Source organism: Rhodococcus sp. UFZ-B548, assembly GCF_903819475.1.
Lineage (GTDB): Bacteria > Actinomycetota > Actinomycetes > Mycobacteriales > Mycobacteriaceae > Rhodococcus_F > Rhodococcus_F erythropolis.
This window is the reverse complement of record NZ_CAIJDS010000023.1, coordinates 57,306-83,963: the sequence shown is the minus strand read 5'-3', so window position 1 is coordinate 83,963 and position 26,658 is coordinate 57,306. Positions and strand designations below refer to the sequence as shown.

Here is a 26,658-nt window from a genome sequence, read left to right as displayed (position 1 = left end):
GCATCATGAGTTTTGTACTTCCGGAAACGACGCTCGGAGTGGTGGCCCATGCGGCAGGTGACCTGCGGGTCGAGCATGTTGCGTTGACTGCGCCGACCGCCGAGCAGGCAGTGATCGAGATCGCCTACGGCGGTGTGTGTGGATCAGATCTGCACTACTGGACGCACGGCGCGGCGGGGGAGTCGATTCTGAAGGCGCCGATGCTGCTCGGTCACGAGGTGGTCGGCACGGTCGTGACGGCCGCGGCCGACGGAACGGGGCCGGCAGTCGGAACTTCCGTGGCCGTACACCCCGCAACGCCCGGTGGGACCGCTCCTCGGTTCCCGAGCGATCGGCCCAACCTCTCACCCTGCTGCACATACCTGGGAAGTGCAGCGCAGTACCCGCACACCGAGGGCGCCTTCGTGAAATACGCAGTGCTCCCGACACGCATGCTCCGGGAACTGCCCGAGGGGTTGGACCTGCGGACTGCGTCGGTAGCCGAACCGGCAAGCGTTGCCTGGCACGCTGTTTCGCGAGCGGGAGACGTACGCGGGAAGAAGGCGCTGGTCGTCGGCTGCGGACCCATCGGCGCACTGGTCGTGGCTGTGCTCAAACGAGCAGGCGCGCAGTCGATCACCGCGGTCGACGTGCACGACGTTCCGCTGCAGATCGCGTCGACGCTCGGTGCGGATCGGGTTCTCGAGGCCACCGACGCCGAGGCAGTCGCCGCATCCGATGCCGACGTGGTCGTCGAGTGCACCGGCAATCATCGCGGGCTCGAATCCGCTATTCGCGGGGCGACGCGCGGTGGACGGGTGGTTATGCTCGGGCTTCTTCCGTCCGGACCTCAACCGGTACACATTTCGCTGGCGATCACGCGAGAGTTGGAGTTGGTGGGCTCATTCCGCTTCAACGACGAAATCGACGAGGTGCTGCTCGCCCTCGCCGACGGTTCGCTTGCTGTCGATGCTGTTCTCACACACGAATATCCGGTCGAGGAAGCTCTGGAAGCCTTCGCAGTCGCCAAGGATGCTTCGGTGTCGGGGAAGGTGCTGTTGCGGTTCTGAGTCCTTCGACCCTGTGCGCCTTTATTAACCGCGGGCGGTTAATAAAGGCGCACAGCAGGTTATTCGACCACCAGGCCCTTGGCTTCCAGCAGAGCAGTCAGATTGCTCACCTCGAGTGGGGTCTCTCCCCGCTTGTAACGCTCGATGTACCCGGCTTCGGCTTCGTCACGGGCACGCGAGAGTTCGATTGCCTCGGCAACCTCCTCGCGGCGGACCACGACAACGCCGTCGCAGTCACCCTTGACGACGTCACCGGGATAAATGACCTGTTCTCCGAAGACCAGGGGATGGTTGATCGGGCCGAGAGATTCCTTGACGGTTCCCTCGATGTACACGTGCTTGGAGAAGACGGGGAATCCGAGTTCGCGGATCTCCCGGGTATCGCGCACTCCGCCGTCGGTGACCAGTGCGGTAATGCCGCGCGCAACACAGGCATTGGCCAGAACATCGCCGAACTGGCCGGCGGCTTGATCACCTGAAGAGACGATCAGGACGTCACCCGGCTGTGCGTAGCTGATCGCAACCTGCAGCATGAGGTTGTCGCGGGGATGGCACTTGACTGTGAAAGCGGAGCCGCAGAACTTCATGTCGCGGTCGATCGGCTTGATCGCCGGATGCAGCGAGCCCTTACGTCCCTGTGCCTCGTGAATCGTGGCCGCGGAGAACGTCCCCAGTTCGGCAATCAGGTCCTTGTCCGCGCGATCAATTTTCGTCTTGACGTGAATCATCTTGTACTCCAGAAAGTATGAAAGATCAGGAAAGGCGTTCGACTGCCGCGGCGATCTGTGCCGCGGCCTTTTCGAGGACAGCCTCGGAGGTGGCGAAGGAGATACGGAAGTACGGCGATGCGCCGTAAGCCGAACCCTGAATGGTGGCAACCGACGCCTCGTCGAGGAGATAGAGGACGAGATCCTGGTCGGACTCGATCACGGTGCCATCCGGGGTCTGCTTGCCGATCAAGCCGGCACAGTTGACGAACAGGTAGAACGCACCCTGCGGCACGACGGGCTCGAGCCCGGGGACAACACTGAGGAGGTGAGCCGAGAGGTCGCGTCGTCGTCGGTAACTTCGTACGGATTCGGTGAGGAAACTCTGGTCGCCGGTGAGGGCTTCCACGGCTGCGGCCTGGCTGATCGAGGACGGGCAGGAAGAACTCTGACCCTGCAGTTTGTTGACGGCGCCGATCAATCCGGAATTTCCGAGTCCGTATCCGAGTCGCCACCCGGTCATGGCATGAGACTTGGAGACTCCGTTGGTGACCAGTACCTGATCACGGAGGTGCGGAGCGACCTGCAGCAGACTCGGGATCGGAGCGTCGCCGAAGTTGATCTCGTCGTAGATCTCGTCGACCAACACACTGACATGGGGATTGGCCTCGATCACTTCGGCGAGGGCCTGCAGCTGCTCGCGGGTGTACACAGATCCGGTGGGGTTGCCAGGGGCATTGAGGATGACCCACTTGGTGTTCGAAGTGATTGCAGCGGATAGTGCTTCGGCTGTGAGAAGAAAGTTGTCGGACTCCTCGCACTGAACGATCACCGGAGTTCCGTCGTGAGCGAGGACCATATCCGGGTACGAAACCCAGTAAGGGGCGGGAACGATAACCTCGACGCCGGCTTCGACCGTCGCCATGAGAGCGAGGAAGATGACCTGTTTCGCGCCGCCGCCGACGGTGATCTGGTTGTCCGCGTACTGGATTCCGGTTCGCGAAGCCGCGCGTGCTGCGATTGCCTCGCGTAGAGCCGGGATGCCGTTGACTGCGGTGTACTTGGTCTGACCCGTGTTGATCGCAGTGATCGCCGCAGACTTGATGTTGTCGGGTGTGTCGAAATCGGGCTCCCCGACGGTCAGGTCGAGTATTTCACGGCCCTGGGCCTTCAGCTCGCGCACTCGTTGTGCGGCAGCCACACTCGGCGACTCCCTGATTCTGTCGACGCGCGCAGCCGGAACGAAAGTCGCCATGATGGTCTGCTCCTGGGTCCGGGGTGAGCGTGGATTCCCGTCGTCGACGAGCCACAGTTCTCACTCGGTGATCCGTTCGACCATAGGGTCCTACCAGGGCATCTGACCAAGACCGAACCGTTGTGGCCCGATAAGCAAACGTGATGGAGCGGCGACGGAATCAGACCGACAGAACGCGCAGATCCTCGAGACCGTCCACGACGGGAACGCGCCACGACGCAAGCTCTTCCGGTCCCTGCTCGTCCCACAGCTCGAACAGTTCCGAATCGGTCGATGCGATGGTGCGCTCCACCATTTCGATCAGCCAGGTGAGCCGTTCACTGGTCAGAGCCGCGGTGAAGGAGTCGAGATCGAGGTCCTGGGCGGCGGGGTCGCGTTTGCGATCGGCGCGCACGATCAACACCAATTCGAGCAAGGCGACGGCGATTTGGCCGCCGTCCACCTCGAGGTAGTCGTCCTCGAATGCCCACTCCACCGATTCGAAGGTGAAGTCACCGTGTCCGATGGACGCGATCAAATCCCCTGCACCGTCGTTATCGAACGGTCCCGATCCCCACGCGCCCACTGTCTACTCTTTTCCGATTGCCGTCTCAGCGCGCTTCGAGCGCGATCTTCGCTCCGAATCCTAGAAGAACTGTTCCGGTTATGCGCTCGAGTGCCTGTCGCACTCGGGGCTTCTCGAAGGTGCTACGCGCTCGCGAGAGAAGGACCACGTAGCCACTGAGCCACACGATGGTGATGGCTGCGTGGATGAGCACCAGCAATGCAAGCGACGGTCCCGTCGGCCACCCGGTCGGAACCAACTGCGGCAACAGTCCGGTGTAGAAGACGGCGATCTTGGGGTTGAGCAGGTTGGTGGTGAAGCCCGTCTTCCATGTCCCGGCCTTCTGCGATCGTGGAGCGTCGGCATTGTGTTGCATCCGCGACGTCCGGCTCTCCCACAGTGCTCGCACACCGAGATAGATCAGGTAAGCCGCGCCGGCGAGCTTGACGACGGTGTACGCCTCCGCCGACGCGGCCAGGATCGCCGACAGCCCGAGGACGGTCAACAGACCCCACACCAGAAGGCCCGAGACGATGCCGGCCGCTACCCGGAAACCGGCAGATCTGCCCGCGCCGAGAGCAGCCTGCGTCACGACGGCCATGTCCGGCCCCGGGACCAGAGTCAGTAGGGCGAGCACAGCTGTGGCGGCGAGGAGAGCGGTCAGCATGCAACAAGTATGAAGCCGGGGTGGGGAGCGTTCTCGGTTGGTGGTGTCGTGCCTGTGAACAAAGAAGGGCGCGACGGTGTGAACTGCGTGGACACGCCCGGAATCCGGCGTCTCGCGAGCCGTGATCGACAAAGTTATGCACACTGTGGGGAAACGGGTCGTTGCAGGTAGAAGGAATAACTCTGTTGTAATTCATCCTTTTGTCCACAGGTTATGCACAACTGGGAAGTGGATGTGAATGAAGTTATCCACACCTGTGTGTGCATCGGTGGAAAACTGTCCAACTTCATTGGATACCCGCGAGTAATAAATCCCAACCAGTGGGTTGACCTCGGGACGTTCGTCCTGTCCAATCGAGGGTTAGCGATAGTCGTGCGATGCTCAGGGGGCACTTGACGGATGCGGAGATTTGGGTTTGTCGGGATTGTGTTGGTCGTGCTCGCGCTTGTTGTGGGCGGAGTGGCGTATGCCGAACCGGCGCCCGAAAATCCACCAGGAGATCTGACAGGTCAGACCGGGGCTCACATCAATCGCATCGAGCAATTGTCGCCCACTCGTAGTGCCGTGTTCGTCGATTCGCCGGCTATGCGGCGCGAGGTGCAAGTGCAGGTTCTGCATCCAGCGTCGAGTGCCGGTTCGCGACCGTCCTTCTACCTACTCGACGGCGTCAGTGCCGGTTCGGAATCCGGATACTCCGAAAGCACCTGGACTCAAAAGACCGACATCGAAGCGTTTTTCGCCGACAAGAACGTCAACGTCGTTCTCCCTGTTGGCGGTACCGGCAGTTTCTACACCAACTGGAAGAACGACGATCCGAACCTCGGTGTGAACAAGTGGGAATCGTTTCTCGCTGAAGAGCTTCCGGCGTTGATCGATTCTGCGTTTTCCGGAAATGGGACGAATGTGGTCGGCGGGGTGTCCATGGGTGCGCTCGGCGCGGCCAACCTCATCACACATCACCCGAAGCTCTACACCGGATTAGCCTCGTACAGTGGCTGTCTCGACAACTCCGAGTCGTCTTCGCAGGATTCCGTGCGGCTCACGGTGGCCAGTAAGGCAGGCGACGCCACCAACATGTGGGGCCCGTCATCGGACCCCGACTGGCAAAAGCACGACCCGTCCACCAATGCTGAAACGCTGCGAGGAATGACGATCTACGTTTCCTCGGGCACGGGCGCACCCGGAGAATACGACAACATTTTCACCCCGGGCGGCCTGCAGACGGCCATCGAAGGCGGGCCGCTCGAGGCACTGGCAAACACGTGCACGCAACTGTTCGAGGCGAGGTTGGGGGAGTTGTCGATTCCCGCAGTGTTCGCGTATCGAAACGTCGGCACCCATTCATGGCCGTACTGGCAAGACGCGCTTCACGATTCCTGGCCGACAGTGAAGACCGCCCTGGGAATGTGAACTGGACTGTGAGCTGAGAACTACTCGGCCAGTGCCAGTTCGAGCAACTGGAGGGCGCCGTCACGGGTCTGCGCAGCCGCGATGAACCCCGCCTTGTGGCAGAAGACCGAACTGTCGACGCCCGTCTCGGCGGCAAGGTCCGAGCCGTTCAGGCCGCGCCACGGCTCCGGCAACAGCTTTCGTGAACCGAACTTGGAGTCAGCAGGCTTGACCGTCTGAATCGACCAGCCGCCGTTGGTGTTCGGGAAGATCGTGAACAGGAGCTCCGGCTGGGCCGACGCGGCGCGGCCGTGGGGAACGAAGCGTTCCAGCACGACGAAGCGCGGGTCCGTTGCTTTCTCGTAGGTCTCGGTGAACTCGCGCTCGGCCGCAGCGTCGCCGGCGTACTTGGCGCGCAGGCGAATCAAGACCTGAGTTGCGAGAACCACGGCCAGCTCGAACTGGGTGTCGAACTCTTCGTCGGTGGACGAGATCGGATTGAACAGGTCCAGCACCGACGACAGATCAAAAGGCTTGGTGCCGTAGTCGTTGAGGGTGTAGATCTCCTGGCCGTTGTCGACGGCGTCGATGCCCTCGACCAGACGACTGTCGATTCGGCGGAAAACGGAGGCGTCGCCTTCGCAGAACTGCAGGCCGTATTCCTGCCAGAGCAGACCGAAAGCGGAGTACAGGATGCCGTTGCTGCGCTCGCCGGCATCGCGCTGGTGATGGTCGAAGCGACCCTCGGCCGGGTTGTAGCGACCGCCGACGTCGAGCACGATGTCCGCACTGTCGAGGACGGACTCGTCACGGCTGCGAACGACGGTGGCGTCGGGGTACAGCTGCTTGAGCAGCGATACGCCGAAGACGTCGTCTGCATGGAACTTGCCGTTATGGGTCGCGATGATCACCCGTCGAGACTAGGCAATCGAGCGGGGGGATGCCTATTCAGCCGACGGTGCGGATGCGATCGGTGGCAGGCGGCGAGACCGGGGACCCGGCTGCGAACAGGGCCGTCAAGGCGTCGAGGTCGTTGCCCGCGCCGGTCATCTGGGTGGAGTTCTTCAGTGCGGTGAAACCGTCCCCGCCCTCGGCGAGGAACTTGTTCACCACGACGCTGTAGACGCCGTCGGGGGCGATGTCCTGCCCGTTCAAGCGCATTTCCGAGATTCGCGAGCCCGGCGCTGCTCGCCGGTCCATGGCGTAGGTGAAGCCCGCGGACGGGGAGAGGATGCGCTCGGTAGCGGTGCCGTCGAGGTCGATCTGGAATTGCTGTTCGAGAGCGTCCTTCAACACCGCTCCTGTGACGGAGAGCACCTCGAGGCTGTTACCGAAGGGTTGAACACCGTAGGCCTGGCGGTAGGTGACCTGGCCGGAAGTGCCGAAGTCCAAGTCCTCGCGCATGCCGCCCGGGTTCGTCAACGCGAGTTGAGCCCCTCGTGTCGATCCGGCCGCGAGTTGAGCGTCGGCGACCAGGTTGCCGAGTGTCGATTCACCGCTGGGTACGCGGTCCCGTGTCAGATCGGCGGTGATGGTCCCCACCGGTCGCTGAGCGCTTTCCGACGCCTCCGACCAGGCCCGGTCGGCGAGAGCCTGAATATCGGGATCCGGCGAAATATCGTGTGTCACTATCTGATTGAAAGCGGACGTCTGATCGCGAACCACCTCGCGGGTGTTGCGGTCGATGGTGACGTCGGCGACGGACACGATCCGGCCGTGCGAAGCGCCCTGCATGACGACTCTGGGATTGCCTGCGGGATCAGGGAATTCGCAGTTGTACTGCTGGTGGCTGTCGGCGGTGAAGATGACGTCCACCTTCGGTGAGGCACGAAGAGCGATGTCGCGGGCCGGGCCGGACTCGACGTTGCAGTCGTTGGGCCCACCTTCGACGGCCGGTTCGTCCCCACGGTGCAGGAGAACGGTGATGGCTTTGACGCCGAAGAAGTCGAGGACATCGGCCGTGCGGTTGATCGCTTCGACCTCGTCGCCGAACTGCAGATCGGCGATCCCGCCCGGTGTGACGATCTGCGACGTGTTGGCGGGGGAAATCGCGATGACTCCGAGCGGAATGCCGTCGACCATGTTCACGGTGAAGGGCAGCGTGGCCGGAGTGCCGTTGGTGTACGTCATGTTTGCGGCCATCAGAGGGAAGTTGGCGCCGCCGAAGGACGGACTGAACGTGCACGCGTCGACGGCGGAGCAACCGCCGGACTGCATACGACGGAACTCGGCGAGCCCCTTGTCCAGTTCGTGGTTGCCGATCGCGGAAGCGTCGATCTTCATCCGATTCAGCAGTTCGACCGTCGGTTCGTCGTTGAACATCGCCGATTCCAATGCCGACGATCCCCAGTTGTCACCGACCGAATACAGCAGCGAGTTGGTGGCTTGGCTGCGAAGTTGCGTCACGTATGCCGCGAGATACGCCGCGCCACCTGCGGGGGTGAGCGAACCGTCGGCCTGCCTGATCTCGCTGCGAACACCTTCCGGCGGGCGGAGGCTGCCGTGCAGATCGTTGAACGCCAGCAGACGTACCGACACCGTGTCCTGGGACTCGGCGGTGGCGACGGCACTCAGGGAGGTCGCGGTGGTGGCGAGAAGGGTCGTTGCGAGCACGGCACACGTTCGTGTCATGCGTCGCGTCATGCGTCGTGCTCCCTCACTCGGACCGGCCTCGAACCTCCCTGAGTGTGCCCGTCCGCCGAAACGAATTCCAGTCCTCGGCGTAACAGTTATGTATCGAGTGTCACGCGGTGACGCCGATGCCCGCGGCCTGCTTCGCGACGTCGGTGTTCGCGAAAGCGAGGAACGCGTCGTTCTCGTGTGGATCGCCGATGGTCATCCGGACGCCCTCGACGCCGTACTGACGGATCAGAATGCCCGCCTCGGTACTCGCCTCGGCGAAACCGGGGGAGAGCTCTCCGAGGGGGAGATAGACGAAGTTCGCCGACGACTCGGGGACGGTGTACCCGGCTTCGATCAGTGCACTGCGCACTCGCGTCCGCTCGGCGATGACGCCTTCGGTGCGGGCAAGCAGTTCGTCTGCTGCAGCCAGGGAAGCGATTGCGGCGGCCTGCGCGACAGCGCTCACGGTGAACGGGGTGTGCACCTTGCCGAGGGCCACGATGATCTCCGGATCCGCGACTGCGTAACCCACGCGGATTCCCGCGAGGCCGTACGCCTTCGAGAAGGTGCGCAGAACAACCACGTTGGGGCGGCTGCGGAACAGTTCGATGCCGTCGGCGTCCGAGCGTGAGTATTCGAAGTACGCCTCGTCGAGTGCGACGACGACGTGCGTCGGGACCGCGTCGAGGAAGCTCTCGAGCTCTGCCTTCGACAGCGCGTTGCCGGTCGGGTTGTTGGGGTTGCACACGAAGATCAACCGCGTGCGATCCGTGATCGCGGCCAGCATCGCGTCGAGGTCGTGGCCGAAGTCCTCGGTCAGCGGAACCTTGACCGAGACGGCATGGCCGACCTGGGTGACCACGGGGTACGCCTCGAACGAACGCCACGCGTAGATGACCTCGTCACCCTGATCGCAGGTGATCTGCACGAGTTCCTGGCACAGCGTCACGGAGCCACAACCAGCGGCGACGTTGGCCGGTTCGACTTTCAGGAAGCTGGCCAGCGCCTCGATGAGTGCGACCGCGGCATTGTCCGGGTAGCGGTTGGCATTGGCGACCGCGTCGGCGACGGCGTCACGCACACCGGGCAACGGCCCTACGGTCGTTTCGTTGCTCGCCAGCTTGATCGCACCCGGAAAATTGCGTCCGGGAACGTAGGCGGGGATGGAGGCGAGGTCAGGGCGAATGTGTGCGGTCACGAGTCGATTATGCGCGCACCGATTTGGTGCGTAGCGGCCGTCTGCGTGTCAGAGTTAGAAGATGTCGGAAATCTTCCGGGCCACCGCGTATCTGCGCGCAGCCGAAGGGGAGGTCGCCACGGCTGTTCCGCTGACGGTGGTGGAGCCGGACGGCCCGACGCGGGGCGGGATCGTCGTCCTGCATGAAGCCCGCCAGTTCAGCCCGGCTCTGCTGAATCTGATGTGCGCACTCGCCGGCGAAGGGTGGGTGAGCGTCGCACCGCACCTGTTCCACCGCGAACCCGAACACATGCAGGGCGAGGTGTTCGGTGACAACCTCTTCGCCGACTTCGACGCGACCCTCGATTGGCTCGTCGGACGCGAAGTTCTCGCGGACACCGTCGGGGTGCTCGGATTCGACGACGCCGGGACCGCCGCGATGCTCGTGGCCACCAGCCGTCCCGTCGGTGCCGCGGTGAGCGTCGCCGCCCGGGGAATCGTCGAAGCCTTGTCGGTGGATGCTCAGGCGCTCGTCGATGCGGCCACTTCCCTGCAGGCGCCGTGGCTGGCGCTGTACGGCGAGGACGATCCCAGCACGCCGCGTGAGCACGTGACCCTGCTCCGGGAAGCGACCGCCAAGGCCGACGTCGCGACACTGGTGGTCAGCTACGCCGGACTGGCCCACCGGGCGGACGAGCCGCCACAGCTGTCCGAGGACGCCGACCTCGACGACCCTGGCTCGGCCTCGATCGTCGAAGCTCAGACCCGGATCTTCGACTGGTTCGACAGCCACCTGCGGTAAGCCGACAAATCAGGGCGCTGACCACGCGTTTTGCCTTTGGTGGCGAAGGGTGTGTAATCTTTCGATCCGGCGGTCCGAAAGGATCGGAACCCCCAGGGAGGCGTGCCAGAGCGGCCGAATGGGACTCACTGCTAATGAGTTGTCCCTTTTACGAGGGACCGGAGGTTCAAATCCTCTCGCCTCCGCCAAGCCGGTGATTTTGACCGGCGGGTTAGAAATGATAGAAAGTACGACGGCAAGACACGCAAGACAACAGAACATGCGCCCGTAGCTCAACGGATAGAGCACTTGACTACGGATCAAGAGGTTAGGGGTTCGAATCCCTTCGGGCGCACAAGAAAGAAGGTCACAGACTCCGGTCTGTGACCTTCTTTTTGTTGTGGTGCATTCGCAATTTTTGAATGTGTGTGACGTCACCTCGGCGAATTTCGGTCGGTGACCCTCGCGATCGTATGAACCAACAACCGATCCCCGCGACCTATGCTTTCTCCGGAGCAGTCGCGCGAACCGAGGAGAACCCGTTGGAGACCGTCGACAGTCGGACGCTCCCGGTCTACTCGGCCGGGGCGGTCGAGGTGCCCTTTGTCATCGCGGGCATGGACGAGCTTGTCTCCCGCGAGACCCGGTGGGAGGCGCACTCGCACCCGACCCACGAATTGTTGTGGAACGAGCGAGGAGCGTCGAGCGCCACGGTGGGATCGCGCACGTGGACGATCACCCCGACCGTCGGTCTGTGGATGCCCGCCGGCGTCCTGCACTCGGCGATCGCGCCCGCCGGAACCTGGTATCGGGCCGCTCAGCTCGACATCGCATCGGTTCCGTCTCTGTCCGACGTGCCGGTGGCGATCGAGGTGACTCCGCTGCTGCGGAACCTCCTCGAGCGACTGGCAGACGATTCACTCGGAACCTCTTCGCGCTCGCTCACAGAGCAGATGGTGATCGACGTACTGGCGCCGTCACCCAACGAGTTGCTGGTTCTGGTGCCGGACTCGGCGCTTCTGCAACCCATCGTCGACGCGATCGGTGACGATCCGAGTGACATGCGAACGCTGTCCGACTGGGCAAGGCTCCTCGGCGTCAGCCCGCGAACCATCACCCGGGCATTTCGGTCGGAGACCGGGATGAGTTTCGGGCAGTGGGTGTCAGCGGTGCGCGCCCAACGAGCGGTGACTCTTCTTGCACACGGCTTGGATCTGCAAGAGGTTGCCGAGCGCGTGGGCTACCACTCGACCAGTGCGTTCGGTGCGGCATTTCGGCGCACTACCGGCGCTACACCAGGGATGTTCCGGGCTAGCTGATCGGCCATCACACCTTGTCTCGATCGCTACACCGGGTGTCCCAAACACGCGATTGCGCCACATTGCCCTCCCGTATACGGTTTAGGCAAACCTCACCTAAGTGCCTGATTGAGCCGGGTTGAGGGCCGTACCCCTTCTCGAGAGAGTTCTGTTTTCATGCGTTCAAAACGCTTCTTGGCGGTGGCCGCAGCAGCGGTCGCAGTCGCCCTCGGCATGACAGCTTGCAGTTCCGGCTCCTCGGAGACCGCCGACGGCGGCAGCGCCGGAAGCGGATCCAGCTCCTTCCCTGTCACGATCGAGCACGCTTTCGGAACTACGACGATCGACGCCAAGCCGGAGCGAGTTGCCACCGTTGCCTGGGCCAATCACGAAGTGCCCCTTGCTCTCGGCGTGGTTCCCGTCGGAATGGCAGCGGCGACGTTCGGCGACGACAACGGCAACGGAATGCTGCCGTGGGTCGAGGAAAAGCTCGACGACCTCGGCGCGAAGCCGCCGGTGCTCTTCGACGAGACCGACGGCATCGACTTCGAAGCCGTCTCCGATACGAACCCTGACGTCATTCTTGCCGCGTACTCCGGATTGACGCAGGAGGACTACGACACTCTCAGTGAGATCGCTCCGGTTGTGGCGTATCCCGAGGGGCCGTGGGCGACGTCGTGGCGTGACGTCATCAAGTTCAACAGCATGGGCCTCGGCATGGAATCCGAAGGGCAGGAACTGATCTCCACCATCGAGAAGGAGATCGCCGACGAGGTTGCCTCACATCCGCAGCTTGCCGGCAAAGCAATGTTCCTGACGCACGTCGACACTGCCGACCTGAGTCAGGTCAGCTTCTACACTGCGAACGACACACGTGCCGCGTTCTTCGAGGACCTCGGACTTTCGACGCCGAAGAGCGTTGCCGACGCCTCGACGGGTGGTGAGTTCTCGAAGAAGGTCAGTGCCGAGCGTGTGGACGTCTTCGACGACGTCGAACTGATCGTCACCTACGGTGACCAGGCACTTGTCGACGCACTCAAGGCTGACCCGCTGCTCTCGCAGATGCCTGCTGTAGCCAACAATTCGATCGTCTTCCTCAACGGAACCGGCCCGATGGGAACGGCGGCCAACCCGACTCCGCTCGCCATATCGTGGGTACTCGGCGACTATGTCGATCTGCTCGCCGGGGCTGCTGGAAAGTCGGAGTGACTGTAACCTCGCAGGATTCGACGTCGGGCGCCAGCGATACGCGGCGCCCGACGTTCGGCAATTCGCTGTGGCTGATCGCCCTTCTCGTGGTCCTCGCCGTGCTCATGTGCGCCTCGATCGTCATCGGCTCTCGTGAGGTCGATTGGTCCGACATCGTTGCCGCACTTGGCGGTTCCACTGACAACATCGGTCAGGGTGCGATTGCCAAGCGCATTCCGCGGACGGTGCTCGCGATCGTCGTGGGTGCTGCGCTCGGTCTTGCCGGCGCGGTGATGCAGGGGATTACCCGAAACCCTTTGGCGGATCCCGGAATCCTGGGCGTCAACATGGGCGCTTCGCTCGCCGTGGTGATCGGAATGGCGTGGTTCGGATTGTGGACCCAGACCAGCATGATCTGGGTGGCCGTACTCGGTGCAGCCGGCGCGGCATTGTTCGTCTACGTAGTCGGGTCACTCGGGCGAGGTGGAGCCACGCCACTCAAGTTGGCTCTTGCCGGGGCCGCAACATCGGCTGCGTTTGCTTCGTTCATCACTGCGATCATGCTGCCGCGAAACGATATTGCGGGCAACATTCGTTCGTGGCAGATCGGCGGCGTCGGTGGCGCGAGTTTCGAGGTGATCCGGCAGGGTCTGCCTTTCCTCATTGTCGGCTTCGTGATCTGTCTGCTGTCAGCGCGCAGTCTCAACTCTCTTGCGCTCGGCGACGAGGTTGCGTCAGGTCTCGGCGAACGCGTCGCGGTGGTTCGTGCAGTGGCAGCGCTCGGTGCAGTGTTGCTCTGCGGTGCAGCCACTGCCATTGCCGGACCGATCGGCTTCGTCGGTTTGGTTGTCCCGCATCTGTGCCGGTTGCTGATCGGTATCGACAACCGTTGGCTACTACCGTTTTCTGCGCTGACAGGTGCCGGCCTTCTCGTCGCCGCCGACATTCTCGGACGAATTGTCGCCCGGCCGAGCGAAATCGACGTCGGCATCATCACCGCGCTCGTCGGAGCGCCCTTCTTCATTTACATAGTCCGCCGTCAGAAAATACGTGAGCTGTGACCACTACATTCGTTACTCCCGAAGTCGAGGTCGACGCAGTCGGAGCAAGCCGTATCCGACGAGGTAGACGCCGCCGCATCGTGATTGCCGTGCTGACGGTCCTCGTCGTCGCCTCCTTCGCGGTCACTCTGATGGTGGGAAAAACCTTCTACCCGCCGTCAGATGTGCTTCGCGTCGTGCTGGGGGAGAACGTGCCCGGTGCCTCGTTCACCGTCGGCCGCCTCCGGCTGCCTCGCGCTGTCCTCGCTGTGGTCGGCGGAATCTGTTTCGGCTTGGGTGGCATCACGTTCCAGACGATGCTGCGCAACCCGCTCGCGAGCCCCGACATCATCGGGATCAGCTCGGGCGCAAGCGCTGCAGCGGCTTTCGCGATCATCTCGCTTTCGCTCGGCGGCTCGCAGGTCTCGATCTTCGCCATCGCTGTCGGTCTGGGCGTCGCAGTCTTGATCTACGTTCTGTCCTTCCGAGACGGTGTAGCGGGCACTCGGCTGATCCTGATCGGTATCGGCATCGCCGCGATGCTCGACAGCGTCACCGCCTACCTGCTCAGTACCGCCGCCGCATGGGATCTGCAGGAGACGATGCGTTGGCTCACCGGCAGCCTCAACGGTGCCAACTGGGGTTCGACGGTTCCCGTACTCCTGGCGCTGGTTGTCCTCGGACCGGTGCTGCTGAGCCAATCGCGCAACCTTTCGACCATCCAGCTCGGTGACGACGCAGCACAAGCGCTCGGCGTCAGAGTGGAACGAACGCGCATTCTGTCGATCATTGCGGCCGTCGGACTCATCGCCTTTGCCACTGCCGCTGCGGGGCCCATCGCCTTCGTCGCATTTCTGTCAGGGCCCATCGCCGCCCGCATCGTCGGTCCGGGAACATCACTTTTGATTCCGTCGGCGCTGGTCGGAGCGCTGCTGGTGCTCGTTGCCGACTTCTGCGGACAGTACGCCTTCGGCACCCGCTACCCCGTTGGCGTGGTGACTGGCGCGCTGGGAGCGCCGTATCTCGTCTACCTCATCATTCGCTCCAACCGAACGGGAGGTTCGCTGTGACCGAATCCCATACTCTGACTGTCGAAAACCTCGAACTCGGTTACGGAGGACGGACCGTCGTCGAATCGCTCGACCTCGCGGTGCCGCCGGGAAAGATCACGACCATCGTGGGCGCCAACGCGTGCGGCAAATCGACGCTACTGCGGTCGATGTCGCGGCTACTCAGTCCCCGAAGCGGTCATGTTCTATTGGACGGCAAGGATGTTCATCGCCTGCCCGCGAAGAAGCTCGCTCGCACCCTCGGTCTGCTGCCGCAGTCACCGATCGCGCCGGAAGGGATAGTTGTCGCCGATCTCGTCGGCCGTGGTCGTCATCCACATCAGCGGGTGCTGTCGAGGTGGAGTCGCGAGGATGACGCCGCCGTCGCCGAGGCGCTTGCGGCAACGGACACAACCGAATTGGCCGAACGATCGGTGGACGAGCTTTCCGGTGGTCAGCGCCAACGTGTGTGGATTGCGATGGCGCTCGCCCAACAAACCGATCTGCTTCTTCTCGACGAGCCGATTACCTTCTTGGACGTGAGCCACCAGGTTGAGGTCTTGGACCTGCTCACCGACCTGAACCGGACTCGGGGTACAACGATTGTCATGGTTCTGCATGATCTCAATCTCGCCGCCCGCTACGCCGACTTCCTCGTCGCCATGGCCGATCGCCGGGTCTACGCGGCGGGTGATCCTGCCGGGGTGCTCACCAGTGACAACGTCCGCACCGTTTTCGGTCTCGAGAGCCGAATCATCCCCGACCCCATCTCGGGTAAGCCGTTGGTGTTGCCGCTCGGGCGCCACCACGTCCTCGACGACGTGTTGACGTGACGGCGTCGAACGCCCCGGGCGGGCGGATCGAATCCGTGGAACAACTCAATGCGATTCTCGGACAGCCCCATCCGACGATCATGGAGAAGCAGACCGCTTACACGACTCCGTTGATCCGTGAATTCATCGAGCAGGCAAGGTTTTTTGTGCTCGCGACATCCGATGCGGCCGGAAATTGCGATTGCTCGCCGCGCGGAGACTTGGTCAGTCAGGTTCTGTTTCCCGACGAGAAGACGCTCGTGCTCCCGGATCGTCCGGGCAACCGGCGCGCTGACTCCTACCGGAACATGATCGAAAATCCTCACGTGGGGATCCTCTTTCTCGCGCCCGGGCACGACGAGATCGTGCGCGTCAACGGCACGGCGACTCTGTCCACCGATCCTGATCTGTTGGACTCGATGGCGATGAACGGCAAGCCGGCACAGCTTGCTGTGATCGTGAAGATCGACGAGGCGTATCTGCATTGCGCGAGAGCGATTCTGCGGGCGAAGCTGTGGGATCCGTCGACGTGGCGCGCATCCGATGACGTACCGAGTCTGCGCGACATGATGGCCGAGCAGCACAGCCTGCTGGTCGAGGATCTGGAGCCGGCTCGGCAGGAGGCGTACCGCAAGTACCTGTACTGAGCGCAGATCCGTCACCTATGTCCGATAATGATCCGTGCCTTCAATTGCCTCGTCGCTGTTCTGGATTGCGCTGATCGCGGCCATCGCGCCGATAGTCGCGGGCTTGATCCCGCGTCGACTGGTTCCCGAAGTGGTGTTGCTACTGGTCGCGGGCGCAGTGGTCGGGCCGTTCGCCCTCAACATCGCCGCTGACAGCGAAGCGATCGGAATCCTCCGCGAACTCGGCCTCGGCATGCTGTTCCTGCTCGCCGGCTACGAGATCGACCGACAGGAACTCAGTGGGCGCGGCGGACGTCGAGCGCTCTACACGTGGCTGTTCTGCCTCGCGTTGGCGTTCACGGTGGTCGCGCTGCTTGGCATGAGGAACGTGATCTCCGCGGAAGCCGCTGTTGCCATCGCAATGACGTCGACCGCACTGGGCACGCTGTTGCCGATCCTCAAGGACAACAAACTCCTCGACACACGCTTGGGCAAGACGGTCCTCAATCACGGGGCCGTCGGCGAACTCGGGCCGGTCGTCGCGATGGCGGTGCTGCTGAGTGCCCGTGGTGCCGTCCTGTCGCTGATCGTTCTTGCCGTCTTCGCCTTGATCGCCATCGTCGTGGCGGTGCTGCCCGGCAAGCTGATTCACGAAGGCTCGTGGACACATCGGCTGGTGCGGGCAGGAGCGGACACCACGGCGCAGACGACGGTCCGCCTCACCGTTCTGTTGTTGGTCAGCCTCGGAGTGCTGTCGGCCGTGTTCTCACTCGACGTCATTCTCGGCGCGTTTGCCGCCGGCTTCATCCTGCGGCGACTGATGCCAGAGGGCGACGAGCGCCTCGAGATCAAGCTCGACGGGATCGCCTTCGGGTTCCTCATCCCGATCTTCTTCATCACTTCAGGCATGGCAATCGACGTCTCGGCGGTCGCCGCCAGTCCCGGCATACTGATTGCGTTTCTGATCCTGATCGTTGTCGTCCGCGGCGTGCCGGTGTTCTTCGTGACCAAGTTCGAGAAGGTCGAGCCGCCCTTCACCACGCGCGAAAGTGCGCAAGTCGCGTTGTACGGGGCTACCGGTCTGCCCATGATCGTGGCGGTCACGGGCGCTGCCGTCGACGCGCATCAGATGTCGTCGGACAACGCGTCGATTCTTGTCGCGGCCGGGGCGATCACCGTTCTACTGCTGCCGATGCTCGCCACTCTCTTGACGAAAAAGGAGAAAGTGTCCTGATTCAGAGATCCAACTGCTCGTCGAGCCAGTCGAACATTCGCTGATCCGTCAGACGCCTCGCCATGGGCTGACAGTGGAAGTTCGCGCCTTCGGCAGCGGTGAAGGGAACCACCGTCGTCGGTCCGCCGGATAGGGCGGCAAGCCGCTTGGATTGACCGGGCCAGAACTGCTCGCCTTCCGGATCGGTGATGAGCAGGGGAGTGGAGATCGAGCCGGCGACGTGTTCGAGGTGGTACTTCCGAACCTCGGCGAGAGTGTTGTAGTAACCGTCGGCGAGGTACGGACGCGCTCGGAAACGCCAGATCCGGGCGCTGTCCTTCGAGAATTTCATCCCCAGCCCTATCGCCATGTCGCGGTCGAAGGCCTCCGACTTCCCCTCGTCGAGCAGCTTCTGCATGTTCTTGGGGATATGGGCGAGCCACGACGCGGCCACGTCCACGACCCCCGGATCGGCGATCGCTGCCGCGATCCGATGCTCGAACGCCAACGACTGCGGTACCCAGTAACCGCCCTGACTGATCCCGTAGATCGCCAGCTTCGACGCATCGACGTCCGGCCGGTCCACGAGATAGTCGACGACGGGCGTGATGACGGATTCCCAGTCGTGACGGAACGGGATGTTGCGCTCGAAGAGCATCGACTGCTGACCGGGACCGTCGAACATCAACACGTTGTAGCCCCGCTCGAGGGCCCCGGCGCCGCCGCTGCCCCACAGTCCGCTGATCGGGCCGTCGCTACCGTTCACCATGATCAACGTCGGCCGTCGCACGTCGCCGGGTGGCCGGAAGAAGTACCCGGGCAAGTAGGTGTCCTCGTAAGGGATCCGGACGCGTTCGACGGGCTGGGCGGTGGTGTCGACGAAGCGGTCCCACGCCTGTCGGTGACGTTTGAAAGTGGGGACCAGAACCGAATCGTCGCTGAGACCGTCGACGGCGTTGATCGCCACACCGAAGTACGACGCCGCCCGCAGGTACGCGTTGGACGCGCTTCGTGAATGCCCGGCCTCGGCCGCCTCATCGGCCTGCCCGAATACTCGTGTGCCGAGGTCGAACCAGGCCTCATACCAGCCCTCGAGGTCTTTCTCGCCGACATGAGCGATGGCCGAGAGCACTTCGCCGGTATCTGCCGCGCCGTAGGTGGCTTGCCCGAGAACGACTCTTAGCTCGAAGTCGAAGGACTCGTTGCGGTAGAAACCGGCAGTGAACGCCTGGTGTGGATGGGCGAAGAACGACGACGCGAGAGACATGGGCACACCTTCGCTAGTTCGGGGCAGCCATTTTCAGTTGTAGTTCCAGGATCGCCCGAATCGCTTGCCGGAAAACCTGTCAGCGCGGCGACGCCGGGAGCCCGGTGGATGGCGGCCTCGACATCGCAAATGCCAGGGTGCACAACCACAACGACATCCCCAACACCTGTGCGCGTTGAGCGATACCCAGTCCGAGATTACCGCCGCCAGAGACTTCGATGCTGTTGGTCGTCAACATCCACACCGTCGCAAGGGAAGTCAGGATCAAAATGGTCAGACCCGTCGTCCGCAAAGAAGGGTGTTCGCGATACCTGAACGCTCCCACGGTGAATGCGATCATCGCGGTGAAGATCGCGAACACCGCCACGCTGCTCGTCAATGCGTGAACATGGTGGAGCTGCGGAAGTAGACCGTCGGGTGCGCTCGACGGGCAACCCTCGCCCGAGCATTCGAGAGGGAACGACGCGTCGGCGATTGTGGCGATGCCGAACACTGCAAGTGCAATCCAGCCCGTGACGTAGAGCCTGCGCCTGGGCGTGATCAGCAGACCCAGCGCTCCGGAGATCAACATCAAGATCGCGGACAGGACGTCGGCATTGCCGAAGACGTCACGGTATTTCTGGTTCTCGGCATCGAGTTCGCTGAGGAACGATGTCACCGGGTCGAGGCCGGTGTCGAGGAAAAATTCGAGAATCCACGACGAGTAGACAATTCCGCCCAGAGCCAGCGCAGCCACCAAACCCCACCGCGCAACGTTGCGTTCCTTCACGAAATCGAGCTTACGGACCGAGCAGGGCTTTCTGGACGCGTTCGGCTGCTACCAGCGGATCTTCGTGCTCCCAGATGCGGATGACGGTCCAACCCTGCTCTGCCAGACGTGCATCGGTGTCGCGGTCTCGAACCACGTTGGCGGCCAACTTGTCCGTCCACCACTGCGCGTTGTTCTTGGGAAACGTCGCATGCTGCGGGCAGCTGTGCCAGAAGCATCCGTCCACGAACACCGCGACTTTGCGGCGCGGAAACACCAGATCAGCGCGTCGGCGAACACCTTTGACAGGCGCCCGGTCAACGAAGTACCGGAGTCCGCGCCGATGAAGCTCGCGTCGAAGTGCAATTTCAGGTTTGGTGTCGCGCCGACGCTGAGCGCTCATCCGAGCGCTGGTGGCAGGATCCGTCGCAGGCACCGTGGTTCCCTCAGCCGTCGGAATCGTCGCTGTCTTCGGGATCGGACCAGGTGGGCGCAAACCTGTTGCGACGCTCCACTTCACCGTGCACGACGGTCACGAAGTCGGTGAACGAGAGCGTCTGAGCTTCGGTGGGCCGGCCGTTGCGCGGCGGCGGCTCGTCGACGTCGAAGAACCGAACCGCGCCATCGGGTTCGTAGAGTCCGATGTAGACCTTCTCGAAGAGGTCGTAGCGGGTGTCCTCGGCGCCGAGATCCACCCAGGCCTTTCCGGGAACGCCGACCACCGCGCGCTTGCCCCGGCCCGACCGCTTCGAGAGCGTCGTGACGTGGTGTGCAAACGAGGATTTGCCGGTGTCACTGGTTTTGGTCGGGTCGCCGTCGTCGCACGTGGCGTACGGCTCGAACATGACGGCGACCAACACGCTGTACGGCTGACGCTGATGCAGAACCATTGCCTCGCCACGCAATTCGTGGTCGTTGCGGACGATGTTCTTGGTCCACCGTCCAAGTTTTCCGCTGCGGGGACTGTAGTCCTGGAAGTTGTACGTCTTGATGGAGACGCAGAGGATCAGGCCGAGAGTGGGGTCGAGGGCCTTGACGTCCAAGCGCTTTCGGCCCTTGGCGACATCAACGGTTGCCTCCTGGCCTTCGCCGGACGCTGTCGGGGTGATGTTGGGATACAGCGGACGCAGAGCGTCGGCCACCGTCTGTGCCAGTTGATTGGACAGTCGTTGGGCGTAGTTCTTCTTCTCGCCGCGATCGGCGTCGGCCGGAGGCTTGTCTCCCGCGAGTTGCAGTGCACTCCAAAGTGGTTCGTGTTCCGGCTCGGAAAACAGCGGTTCGGGGAATAGCGTTTCAGGTTCGGGGAACAGTGATTCCGTCATGCCGCGGCCTCGGGGTATCCGCCCATCCGCTCGAGATGGCTTTCGACGTCCTCGATGAAACCGGGGATGAACCGAAGATTGCCCATGCGTGCGCGCTTGAGGAAGCCGGCTGTGGCCCGCGCCGACAGCAACCGCGTGTCCTCGAGGAAGCCACTCAGATCCTCGTAGTCGTACTGGACCGGCCAGGTCGAGGTATGGACGCGGAAGGCTTGGCGGTTACGGCCCCACGCCGCACTCGGCCACGCGTCGCCCGGTTCGAGTGGCGTCTCGCCGGCGGCGTCGTATTCGATGGGATCGTTCAGCCGGCCACCGACCCACGATGCCATCCGCACGCTCACGGCATTGCCGACGAGCTTCCATCGGTGGCTGTGGCGAAGCCCAGGAACCTCGACGGACGGCAGCGTCCAGTCGGGATCGAAACCCTGCAGGCGTTCGGCGTCGACGAGGCCGGGAGTGACGATCTCACCGGACGGCAACCGGACCGCCGGCTGGCTGGGGATGCCGACGGACGAGCCGCCCTTGAGCGTCGGCACCGCATTGACGGCCCATCCGAGTCCGCGGGTGCCTTCGGTCCAGTAGAAGCCGCAGGGGTAGTCCGCGGGATCACCTCCCAGGCGCTCGCCGGCGTCCTGGCCGAACAGGATTTCGCGAGGATCGTCCGTGCGCGAGGCAAGCATGATGACGCGCTGGCGGCGCTGGGGGAGTCCGAAGGCACGGGCGTCCACCACCCGGTATGCCCAGGTGTATCCGAGGTCTTCGAGAGCGTCGGTGATGTGCCGCATGGCAGCGCCCTTGCCGAGTTGCAGCATGAACGGAACGTTCTCGATCAACAGCCAGCGCGGGCCTTTCTTGCGCTTGACCAGACGGAACACCTCGTCCACCAGGCCTGAGCGTGCGCCGGTGATGCCTGCTGTTTTGCCGGCTTGAGAGAGGTCCTGGCAGGGGAAACCGGCGGCCACCAATTCGATGTCGCTGGGCAGCGCGCGCAGTTTGGTGACGTCGCCGTGCAACGGCACGTCGGCGAAACGCGAACGGAGAACTGCCTGGGCGCCCGGATCGATTTCACACAGCAGTTCGGTGTTCCACCCATGTTCCGAGAGCCCCAACTCGAGCCCGCCGATACCGGCAAACAAACCCACCATGCTCCGCGACGACGTCACAGCACCCTTCCTCACGAACCGACCTAGAAGCACGGTACTCGAGAACTCCGACACCGTTTGCCAACTATTCGGTCTGCGGGGTGCTCCTTACGGAAGAACCGTTGTGAAACGCCTTACATCGAGATCTTCGGGGCCGATCGAAGTCCCTAAAAGGTCCCTGATCGAAGCAATAACCCGAACCAGCGGTGCTCCGCGCCCGTTCGTCCATTACCGTGGTCGGGTGAGCATCCAACCTTCCGGTGACGCGTCCTGGCCCGCGGTATTGACCTGGCAGGCCCACAACGCTCCTCGTATGGAGTCTGTTCGTGTGCAGCTGAACGGAAATCGCATCAAGGCTTCCGGCCGGATCATCGGTGGAGCCTGCAGTGAGCACCCGGCATTCAGCGCGTCATACGACCTGGTCACCGACGAGGCCGGCATCACCCGCAGGCTGTCGGTGCGGACCGCCCTGGCCGCCGGTGAGCGTCAGATGTCGATCAGCCGGGACGAAGAAGGCACCTGGATGGTCGAGAACGGCGCCAGTCACCAGCGCTCTGCGTTCGATGGCGCACTCGATGTCGACGTGATCCTCAGCCCGTTCTTCAACACGCTGCCCATCCGCCGCGTCGGCTTGCAGAACGACATCGAAGACGCCGAGGTCCCGGTCGTCTACGTCAACCTTCTCGACCTGCGCGTCGAGGGTGCGACCATCACCTACAGCAGCGGCACCGACGGAATCAGTGTGCTGTCCCCGGTGTCCAGCTCGACGCTGGCCGTCGATACCGAAGGCTTCGTCCTCGACTACCCGGGTCTGGCAACTCGAATCTAGGTTTCGTACCTCTAGGTTTCGGATCGCCGGATGACGCCGCCGCGTCGACCGGCGTCCCGCATCCGCTCGATCCAGTCGGGTTCGCCGACCTGAACGTCTTCGATGTCCCAACGCTCGTGCGACTCGTAAGCGCCGCGCGCAGCGAACCCCGAGTCGACCAATCGTGCCGTCGAGCCGTTGTCGAGCAGATCGGTACGTGCACCCTGCAAAAGGTCGAGCGCTTCATCCAGTGCGACCAGCAGGGCGTCGCGGTTGCCCTCGCACATCGCCCGCACCAGGCCAGGAGCGCTCCCGGCTACGCGGGTGCCGTCGCGAAATGACCCGGCGGCCAGCCCAAGAGCCAGTTCGCCGCCGGCAGCTCCGGTGATCGCGAGTGTTTCCGCCAGTAGGTGGGGCAGGTGAGAGATACGCGCGACTGCACGATCGTGCTCGAGAGATTCGGCCGGCACCACCACCGAGCCGCAGTCGAGTGCCAGGTCGGCGACCTGCGACCACACGTCTGCGTCGACGCCGTTGTCGGTGGCAACGACCCACACCGCGTCGACGAACAGATCGGCATCCCCGACCGCCCAACCCGAAGCTGACGTCCCCGTCATCGGATGACCGCCCACGAACTTGGCGCTCAAGCCCGCTCGTTCGACCGCGGCCTTCACTTCGCCCTTGATGCTGACGACGTCCGTGATCGGATTGTTCGGCGCATGCGCGGCGATTGCCTCCAAGGTGGCGTCGACGGCAGGCATCGGCACGGCGATCACAATGATCGCACCGCTCTCGTTCGCTCTCTGCAGCACTGAAACCAGATCGGTGTCGGCGTCGAAACCGTCGGCTCGGGCCGCGTCGGCGGACTCGCTGGAACGGTTGTAACCCCACGCCTGACGACCGGATCGGACGGCGGCGCGAAGTAGCGAACCGCCGATCAATCCGAGGCCGAGAACGCAGACTGGTGGGGCGGAATCGATCGCAGACACGAGTTCAGGTTGGCACATCGATGCTCGGACTTCACTCACTGGCACCAGGCGGGCTACCGTTGCGCCATGGGTGCACAGCGCGCGGGTAACAAGAGCGCCTCTTCGAACCAGTCGGAGGAGCTTGAAGGCTTCGGTGTCGCGGTGGTCCGTGAAGAGGGGCGTTGGACGGTCAAGGCATTGACGCCCGACGCGTTGACCTCGCTCTCGGCCGCCGAAACGCAGCTGCGTGAGCTGCGAAGTTCGGGTGCCGTCTTCGGTCTTCTCGACGTCGACGACGAGTTCTTCATCGTGTTGCGTCCGGCGCCGTCCGGCACGCAGTTGCTGATTTCCGACGCGACCGCCGCCATCGACTACGACATCGCAGCTGACGTCCTCGACGCCTTGCACATCGAGATCCCCGACATCGATCCGGACGACCTCGACGACGTCGAACCCTGGGAAGAGGGCGATCTGTCCGTGCTGGCCGATCTGGGCCTGCCGGAACCCGTGCTCGCTGTCATCGCGGCCGAGACCGACCTTTATCCGGACGAGCAGTTGGGGATGATCGCGCAGCGACTCGGGTTCGCGTCCGAGTTCGGCGCAGCGCTCGACAAGCTCCCGCGTTAGATGACTCTCGCTGACGATCAGCGCATGATCCGTGCGGCCATCGTGGCCGCACGTTCCGCCTCCGACGCAGACGTCCCGGTCGGGGCAGTGGTGTTCGACGCAGACGGCGTCGAAGTTGCTCGGGCCGCCAATGCCCGGGAAGCGTCGTCCGATCCGACCGCGCATGCCGAAATCCTCGCGTTGCGCGCTGCCGCAAGAATCTACGGTGACGGCTGGCGCCTGGAAGGTGCGACGCTGGCCGTCACCCTCGAGCCATGCACGATGTGTGCTGGCGCTCTGGTCCTCGCCCGGGTTTCTCGGGTTGTTTTCGGGGCGTGGGAGCCGAAAACCGGAGCCGTCGGATCATTATGGGACGTAGTTCGAGATAAAAGATTGACCTATCGGCCGCAGGTGCGCGGCGGGGTCCTCGAGGACGAATGCGCTGGGCTTTTGGAAGATTTCTTCCGCGAGCAGCGGGCCTGAAATCGGTATTCCCCATCGAGAGTGATCGCACACTCGGGTAGCCGGAACCGGTAATCACGGGCATGGTGGAGATCAGATGCCGTCAGGGTATCGGCGAATCGCCGGAAGGTGATTCGTTCGCGTTCACAGAGGAGTACTCATGGGAATCGCAGACAAGGCTCAGAACAAGGCCGAAGACCTCGGGGGCAAGGCCAAGGAAGCTGCTGGCAGCGCTACCGGTGACCGGGACCTCGAAAACGAAGGTAAAGGCGACCAGGTGAAATCGGCCGTCAAGGATGCCGGCGAGAAGGTCAAGGACGCCGCGTCCAGCATCAAGGACAAGCTCACGTAATACCGCTCCACCTGGCGATTTCGGCCACGGGCACTCCATCCGGTAAAGTCACCAACGGTGGCGTGTCCGAGCGGCCTAAGGAGCACGCCTCGAAAGCGTGTGACGGGTAACCCCCGTCCGAGGGTTCAAATCCCTCCGCCACCGCCAAAGCTCCCCACCTGTTCACGCAGGTGGGGAGCTTTTTTGTGTGGTAAACCTGGCGTGCGAGCGCTGCCGACCGTCAGGACGGACACGCTCCGACTGGACCATCGGACGACCGGCCAGTCCGCCATTCGGACGAGGACAGCGCTGGACTTCGGAGGAGATCGGAAGCCGCACTAAGTCTTATGGGGGAGGGGCCGTCCTCCGGTGGACATTCACAGATTGACGAAGTTCAGGAGCGGCGAGCGATCCACTCTGCAGCGGCGGCATCGATGTCCTGCTTCAGCTTCTCGAAGAACGAGGGTGGCGGGGTGGGGATCAAATCTGCTGCGGTAGTGAGGGATCGACTGAGGGCGATCCGACGCTCGCGTAACTCGTCGTCGGTCAGGAGCGTCAGGTCCGCCATTGCGAGCCCCCCCGATCGGTGTGATTCGTGTTTCGGGCAGACCGTGCGCATCGGGATCGATGCATGATTCGATGCGCACGGCCCAGGCACTCCAGGCTGGGGGCCGGAATGCAAAAACCACTTTACCAAATGATTACTAATGGCTGTGGGTGTGCCCGCTTTCGGCGTTCGTGGAGCGCTTTCACAGGGTTCTCCCAGGTCGTAAGTCCTGACAATCGTTGAAGCTGCAACTATCGTCGAACCCATGAAAAAGATCTGGTGGATCGGCGGAGCAGTAGTTGTGGTCGTACTCGCCCTGCTTGTGGGGCCGTGGGCGTACGGGAAATTCATCGCTGAAGACGATGCGCCGGCGGCCGTGGTATCCACTCAGGGCGCAGAAGCGGCGTCCGGATCGATCGACGGGCAGTGGACCGTCGTCGCCGGGCAGGGGGACAACCAGACGGCAGCGGGATACACCGTGCACGAGATTCTGAACGGATCGAGTGTGACCGTCGTCGGAACCACCGGCGAGGTGAGCGGAAACGCGGTTGTCGAGGGTGAAAAGCTCACTTCAGGCGAAGTGACGGTGCAGGTGGCAAGCATCAAGACCGACTCGGATCGGCGCGACGGCCAGTTCACGGGCAATGTGATGGATACCAGCACGTATCCGACGGCGACGTTCACGATCGACTCGCCGGTGGACTTGGCTGCTGTACCGACAGATGGCACAACGGCGACGGTCACGGTGTCAGGAACGCTGACTCTCAAGGGGCAGTCCAAGCCGGTGTCGGTCGACATGACCGTGCTGCATTCGGGTGATTCGCTGATCGCATCGGGCTCGATTCCGGTCACCTGGACCGATTTCGGAGTTGAACCCCCGTCCCTCGGTTTTGTCACCGTCGACGCCAGTGGATCGGTGGACTTCCTCGTCTCACTCGCCGCGAGCTGAATTACGTCTACCCGATTCGCACTGCTTCGGGGCGGGCAGGGAAGATTAAGGACATGACCTTCCTTTCTTGTTGTCCGTTCCGAAGGCAGTGTGC

General features: G+C 63.1%; 29 protein-coding genes and 3 tRNA genes. 18 read left to right on the top strand and 14 right to left on the bottom strand.

The annotated features are described in order from the left end of the window. Positions 1 to 5: 5 nt before the first annotated feature. On the top strand, positions 6 to 1,049 hold the full coding sequence (locus tag H7C86_RS20200) for an L-idonate 5-dehydrogenase (RefSeq protein ID WP_054827404.1): 1,044 nt from the start codon (positions 6 to 8) through the stop codon (positions 1,047 to 1,049). Positions 1,050 to 1,108: 59 nt separating this feature from the next. Here the strand turns inward: H7C86_RS20200 and H7C86_RS20195 are convergent, their stop codons facing one another. From H7C86_RS20195 to H7C86_RS20180, 4 genes are all read right to left on the bottom strand, one after another. Continuing rightward, the gene (locus tag H7C86_RS20195; RefSeq protein ID WP_007731695.1) at positions 1,109 to 1,777 is read right to left on the bottom strand and encodes a 4-carboxy-4-hydroxy-2-oxoadipate aldolase/oxaloacetate decarboxylase; all 669 of its coding nucleotides are present in this window, start codon (positions 1,775 to 1,777) and stop codon (positions 1,109 to 1,111) included. A gap of 25 nt (positions 1,778 to 1,802) precedes the next feature. After that, entirely contained in the window at positions 1,803 to 3,011 is a 1,209-nt protein-coding gene (locus H7C86_RS20190) for an aspartate transaminase (protein ID WP_007731694.1), read from the bottom strand. A gap of 160 nt (positions 3,012 to 3,171) precedes the next feature. Continuing rightward, positions 3,172 to 3,576, bottom strand: a complete 405-nt coding sequence (locus tag H7C86_RS20185) for a DUF4259 domain-containing protein (protein ID WP_064113851.1) — start codon at positions 3,574 to 3,576, stop codon at positions 3,172 to 3,174. A 25-nt stretch (positions 3,577 to 3,601) separates the two neighbouring features. Continuing rightward, on the bottom strand, positions 3,602 to 4,222 hold the full coding sequence (locus tag H7C86_RS20180; protein ID WP_182262123.1) for a LysE family translocator: 621 nt from the start codon (positions 4,220 to 4,222) through the stop codon (positions 3,602 to 3,604). A 399-nt stretch (positions 4,223 to 4,621) separates the two neighbouring features. Between H7C86_RS20180 and H7C86_RS20175 the strand changes: the two genes are divergently transcribed. Next, a complete protein-coding gene (locus tag H7C86_RS20175) occupies positions 4,622 to 5,632 on the top strand; it encodes an alpha/beta hydrolase family protein (protein WP_172932467.1) in 1,011 nt (336 codons plus the stop codon). Positions 5,633 to 5,652: 20 nt separating this feature from the next. Here the strand turns inward: H7C86_RS20175 and H7C86_RS20170 are convergent, their stop codons facing one another. The 3 genes from H7C86_RS20170 to hisC form a co-directional block, all read right to left on the bottom strand. Beyond that, positions 5,653 to 6,522: an MYG1 family protein gene (locus tag H7C86_RS20170; protein WP_019746470.1), complete on the bottom strand. Its 870-nt coding sequence runs from the start codon at positions 6,520 to 6,522 to the stop codon at positions 5,653 to 5,655. 37 nt (positions 6,523 to 6,559) lie between these two features. Then, positions 6,560 to 8,254, bottom strand: a complete 1,695-nt coding sequence (locus H7C86_RS20165) for a bifunctional UDP-sugar hydrolase/5'-nucleotidase (protein WP_029254255.1) — start codon at positions 8,252 to 8,254, stop codon at positions 6,560 to 6,562. A 100-nt stretch (positions 8,255 to 8,354) separates the two neighbouring features. Further along, positions 8,355 to 9,431, bottom strand: coding sequence for a histidinol-phosphate transaminase (gene hisC, locus H7C86_RS20160; RefSeq protein WP_029254256.1), 1,077 nt, complete (start codon positions 9,429 to 9,431; stop codon positions 8,355 to 8,357). A gap of 61 nt (positions 9,432 to 9,492) precedes the next feature. Between hisC and H7C86_RS20155 the strand changes: the two genes are divergently transcribed. The 10 genes from H7C86_RS20155 (at position 9,493) to H7C86_RS20110 (ending at position 17,438) form a co-directional block, all read left to right on the top strand. Next, entirely contained in the window at positions 9,493 to 10,212 is a 720-nt protein-coding gene (locus H7C86_RS20155) for a dienelactone hydrolase family protein (protein WP_029254257.1), read from the top strand. Between the two features lie 96 nt (positions 10,213 to 10,308). Further along, positions 10,309 to 10,400 (top strand) — tRNA-Ser (locus H7C86_RS20150). 73 nt (positions 10,401 to 10,473) lie between these two features. After that, positions 10,474 to 10,546: transfer RNA gene (locus H7C86_RS20145), tRNA-Arg, on the top strand. A gap of 118 nt (positions 10,547 to 10,664) precedes the next feature. Then, complete coding sequence (locus H7C86_RS20140; protein WP_232816815.1) at positions 10,665 to 11,510, top strand: AraC family transcriptional regulator; 846 nt, start codon at positions 10,665 to 10,667, stop codon at positions 11,508 to 11,510. 156 nt (positions 11,511 to 11,666) lie between these two features. Then, the gene (locus tag H7C86_RS20135) at positions 11,667 to 12,698 is read left to right on the top strand and encodes an iron-siderophore ABC transporter substrate-binding protein (RefSeq protein ID WP_182262122.1); all 1,032 of its coding nucleotides are present in this window, start codon (positions 11,667 to 11,669) and stop codon (positions 12,696 to 12,698) included. Next, entirely contained in the window at positions 12,695 to 13,738 is a 1,044-nt protein-coding gene (locus H7C86_RS20130; RefSeq protein WP_020968171.1) for an iron ABC transporter permease, read from the top strand. The genes H7C86_RS20135 and H7C86_RS20130 overlap by 4 nt, the downstream gene beginning before the upstream one ends. Further along, complete coding sequence (locus H7C86_RS20125) at positions 13,735 to 14,787, top strand: iron chelate uptake ABC transporter family permease subunit (RefSeq protein ID WP_182262121.1); 1,053 nt, start codon at positions 13,735 to 13,737, stop codon at positions 14,785 to 14,787. Before H7C86_RS20130 ends, H7C86_RS20125 begins: the two co-directional genes overlap by 4 nt. After that, complete coding sequence (locus H7C86_RS20120) at positions 14,784 to 15,599, top strand: ABC transporter ATP-binding protein (RefSeq protein ID WP_182262120.1); 816 nt, start codon at positions 14,784 to 14,786, stop codon at positions 15,597 to 15,599. The genes H7C86_RS20125 and H7C86_RS20120 overlap by 4 nt, the downstream gene beginning before the upstream one ends. After that, positions 15,596 to 16,225 (top strand): pyridoxamine 5'-phosphate oxidase family protein, encoded by a 630-nt coding sequence (locus tag H7C86_RS20115; protein ID WP_097388015.1) that lies wholly within the window; start codon positions 15,596 to 15,598, stop codon positions 16,223 to 16,225. The genes H7C86_RS20120 and H7C86_RS20115 overlap by 4 nt, the downstream gene beginning before the upstream one ends. Positions 16,226 to 16,259: 34 nt before the next feature. Continuing rightward, the gene (locus H7C86_RS20110; RefSeq protein ID WP_019746478.1) at positions 16,260 to 17,438 is read left to right on the top strand and encodes a cation:proton antiporter; all 1,179 of its coding nucleotides are present in this window, start codon (positions 16,260 to 16,262) and stop codon (positions 17,436 to 17,438) included. 1 nt (position 17,439) lies between these two features. Here H7C86_RS20110 and H7C86_RS20105 read toward each other — a convergent pair whose 3' ends face one another. From H7C86_RS20105 to H7C86_RS20085, 5 genes are all read right to left on the bottom strand, one after another. Next, positions 17,440 to 18,684: a S9 family peptidase gene (locus H7C86_RS20105; RefSeq protein WP_182262119.1), complete on the bottom strand. Its 1,245-nt coding sequence runs from the start codon at positions 18,682 to 18,684 to the stop codon at positions 17,440 to 17,442. Positions 18,685 to 18,763: 79 nt separating this feature from the next. Then, on the bottom strand, positions 18,764 to 19,453 hold the full coding sequence (locus H7C86_RS20100) for a DUF998 domain-containing protein (protein WP_007731663.1): 690 nt from the start codon (positions 19,451 to 19,453) through the stop codon (positions 18,764 to 18,766). Positions 19,454 to 19,463: 10 nt separating this feature from the next. Continuing rightward, the gene (locus H7C86_RS20095) at positions 19,464 to 19,868 is read right to left on the bottom strand and encodes a very short patch repair endonuclease (RefSeq protein ID WP_019746481.1); all 405 of its coding nucleotides are present in this window, start codon (positions 19,866 to 19,868) and stop codon (positions 19,464 to 19,466) included. 10 nt (positions 19,869 to 19,878) lie between these two features. Next, a complete protein-coding gene (locus H7C86_RS20090; protein WP_019746482.1) occupies positions 19,879 to 20,754 on the bottom strand; it encodes a hypothetical protein in 876 nt (291 codons plus the stop codon). Next, positions 20,751 to 21,896, bottom strand: coding sequence for a DNA cytosine methyltransferase (locus H7C86_RS20085; RefSeq protein ID WP_174531793.1), 1,146 nt, complete (start codon positions 21,894 to 21,896; stop codon positions 20,751 to 20,753). Before H7C86_RS20085 ends, H7C86_RS20090 begins: the two co-directional genes overlap by 4 nt. Before the next feature lie 238 nt (positions 21,897 to 22,134). Between H7C86_RS20085 and H7C86_RS20080 the strand changes: the two genes are divergently transcribed. Beyond that, positions 22,135 to 22,722: a putative glycolipid-binding domain-containing protein gene (locus tag H7C86_RS20080; protein WP_019746484.1), complete on the top strand. Its 588-nt coding sequence runs from the start codon at positions 22,135 to 22,137 to the stop codon at positions 22,720 to 22,722. A gap of 11 nt (positions 22,723 to 22,733) precedes the next feature. Here H7C86_RS20080 and H7C86_RS20075 read toward each other — a convergent pair whose 3' ends face one another. After that, the gene (locus H7C86_RS20075; protein WP_182262131.1) at positions 22,734 to 23,708 is read right to left on the bottom strand and encodes a prephenate dehydrogenase; all 975 of its coding nucleotides are present in this window, start codon (positions 23,706 to 23,708) and stop codon (positions 22,734 to 22,736) included. Positions 23,709 to 23,756: 48 nt separating this feature from the next. On the opposite strand from H7C86_RS20075, the gene H7C86_RS20070 reads away from it, so the two are divergent. The 4 genes from H7C86_RS20070 to H7C86_RS20055 all read left to right on the top strand — a co-directional run bounded on the left by H7C86_RS20070 (position 23,757) and on the right by H7C86_RS20055 (position 25,236). After that, positions 23,757 to 24,296 carry a tRNA adenosine deaminase-associated protein gene (locus tag H7C86_RS20070; RefSeq protein ID WP_003943823.1) on the top strand — a complete coding sequence of 180 codons (540 nt, stop codon included), beginning with the start codon at positions 23,757 to 23,759 and terminating at the stop codon, positions 24,294 to 24,296. Beyond that, positions 24,297 to 24,758, top strand: coding sequence for a nucleoside deaminase (locus H7C86_RS20065; RefSeq protein ID WP_019746485.1), 462 nt, complete (start codon positions 24,297 to 24,299; stop codon positions 24,756 to 24,758). Positions 24,759 to 24,897: 139 nt separating this feature from the next. Then, on the top strand, positions 24,898 to 25,089 hold the full coding sequence (locus tag H7C86_RS20060; RefSeq protein WP_003943869.1) for a CsbD family protein: 192 nt from the start codon (positions 24,898 to 24,900) through the stop codon (positions 25,087 to 25,089). 56 nt (positions 25,090 to 25,145) lie between these two features. After that, positions 25,146 to 25,236: transfer RNA gene (locus H7C86_RS20055), tRNA-Ser, on the top strand. A gap of 226 nt (positions 25,237 to 25,462) precedes the next feature. Here H7C86_RS20055 and H7C86_RS20050 read toward each other — a convergent pair. Then, complete coding sequence (locus tag H7C86_RS20050) at positions 25,463 to 25,636, bottom strand: hypothetical protein (protein ID WP_003943953.1); 174 nt, start codon at positions 25,634 to 25,636, stop codon at positions 25,463 to 25,465. A gap of 244 nt (positions 25,637 to 25,880) precedes the next feature. On the opposite strand from H7C86_RS20050, the gene H7C86_RS20045 reads away from it, so the two are divergent. Next, positions 25,881 to 26,564: a YceI family protein gene (locus tag H7C86_RS20045; protein ID WP_019746487.1), complete on the top strand. Its 684-nt coding sequence runs from the start codon at positions 25,881 to 25,883 to the stop codon at positions 26,562 to 26,564. Positions 26,565 to 26,658: the final 94 nt, after the last annotated feature.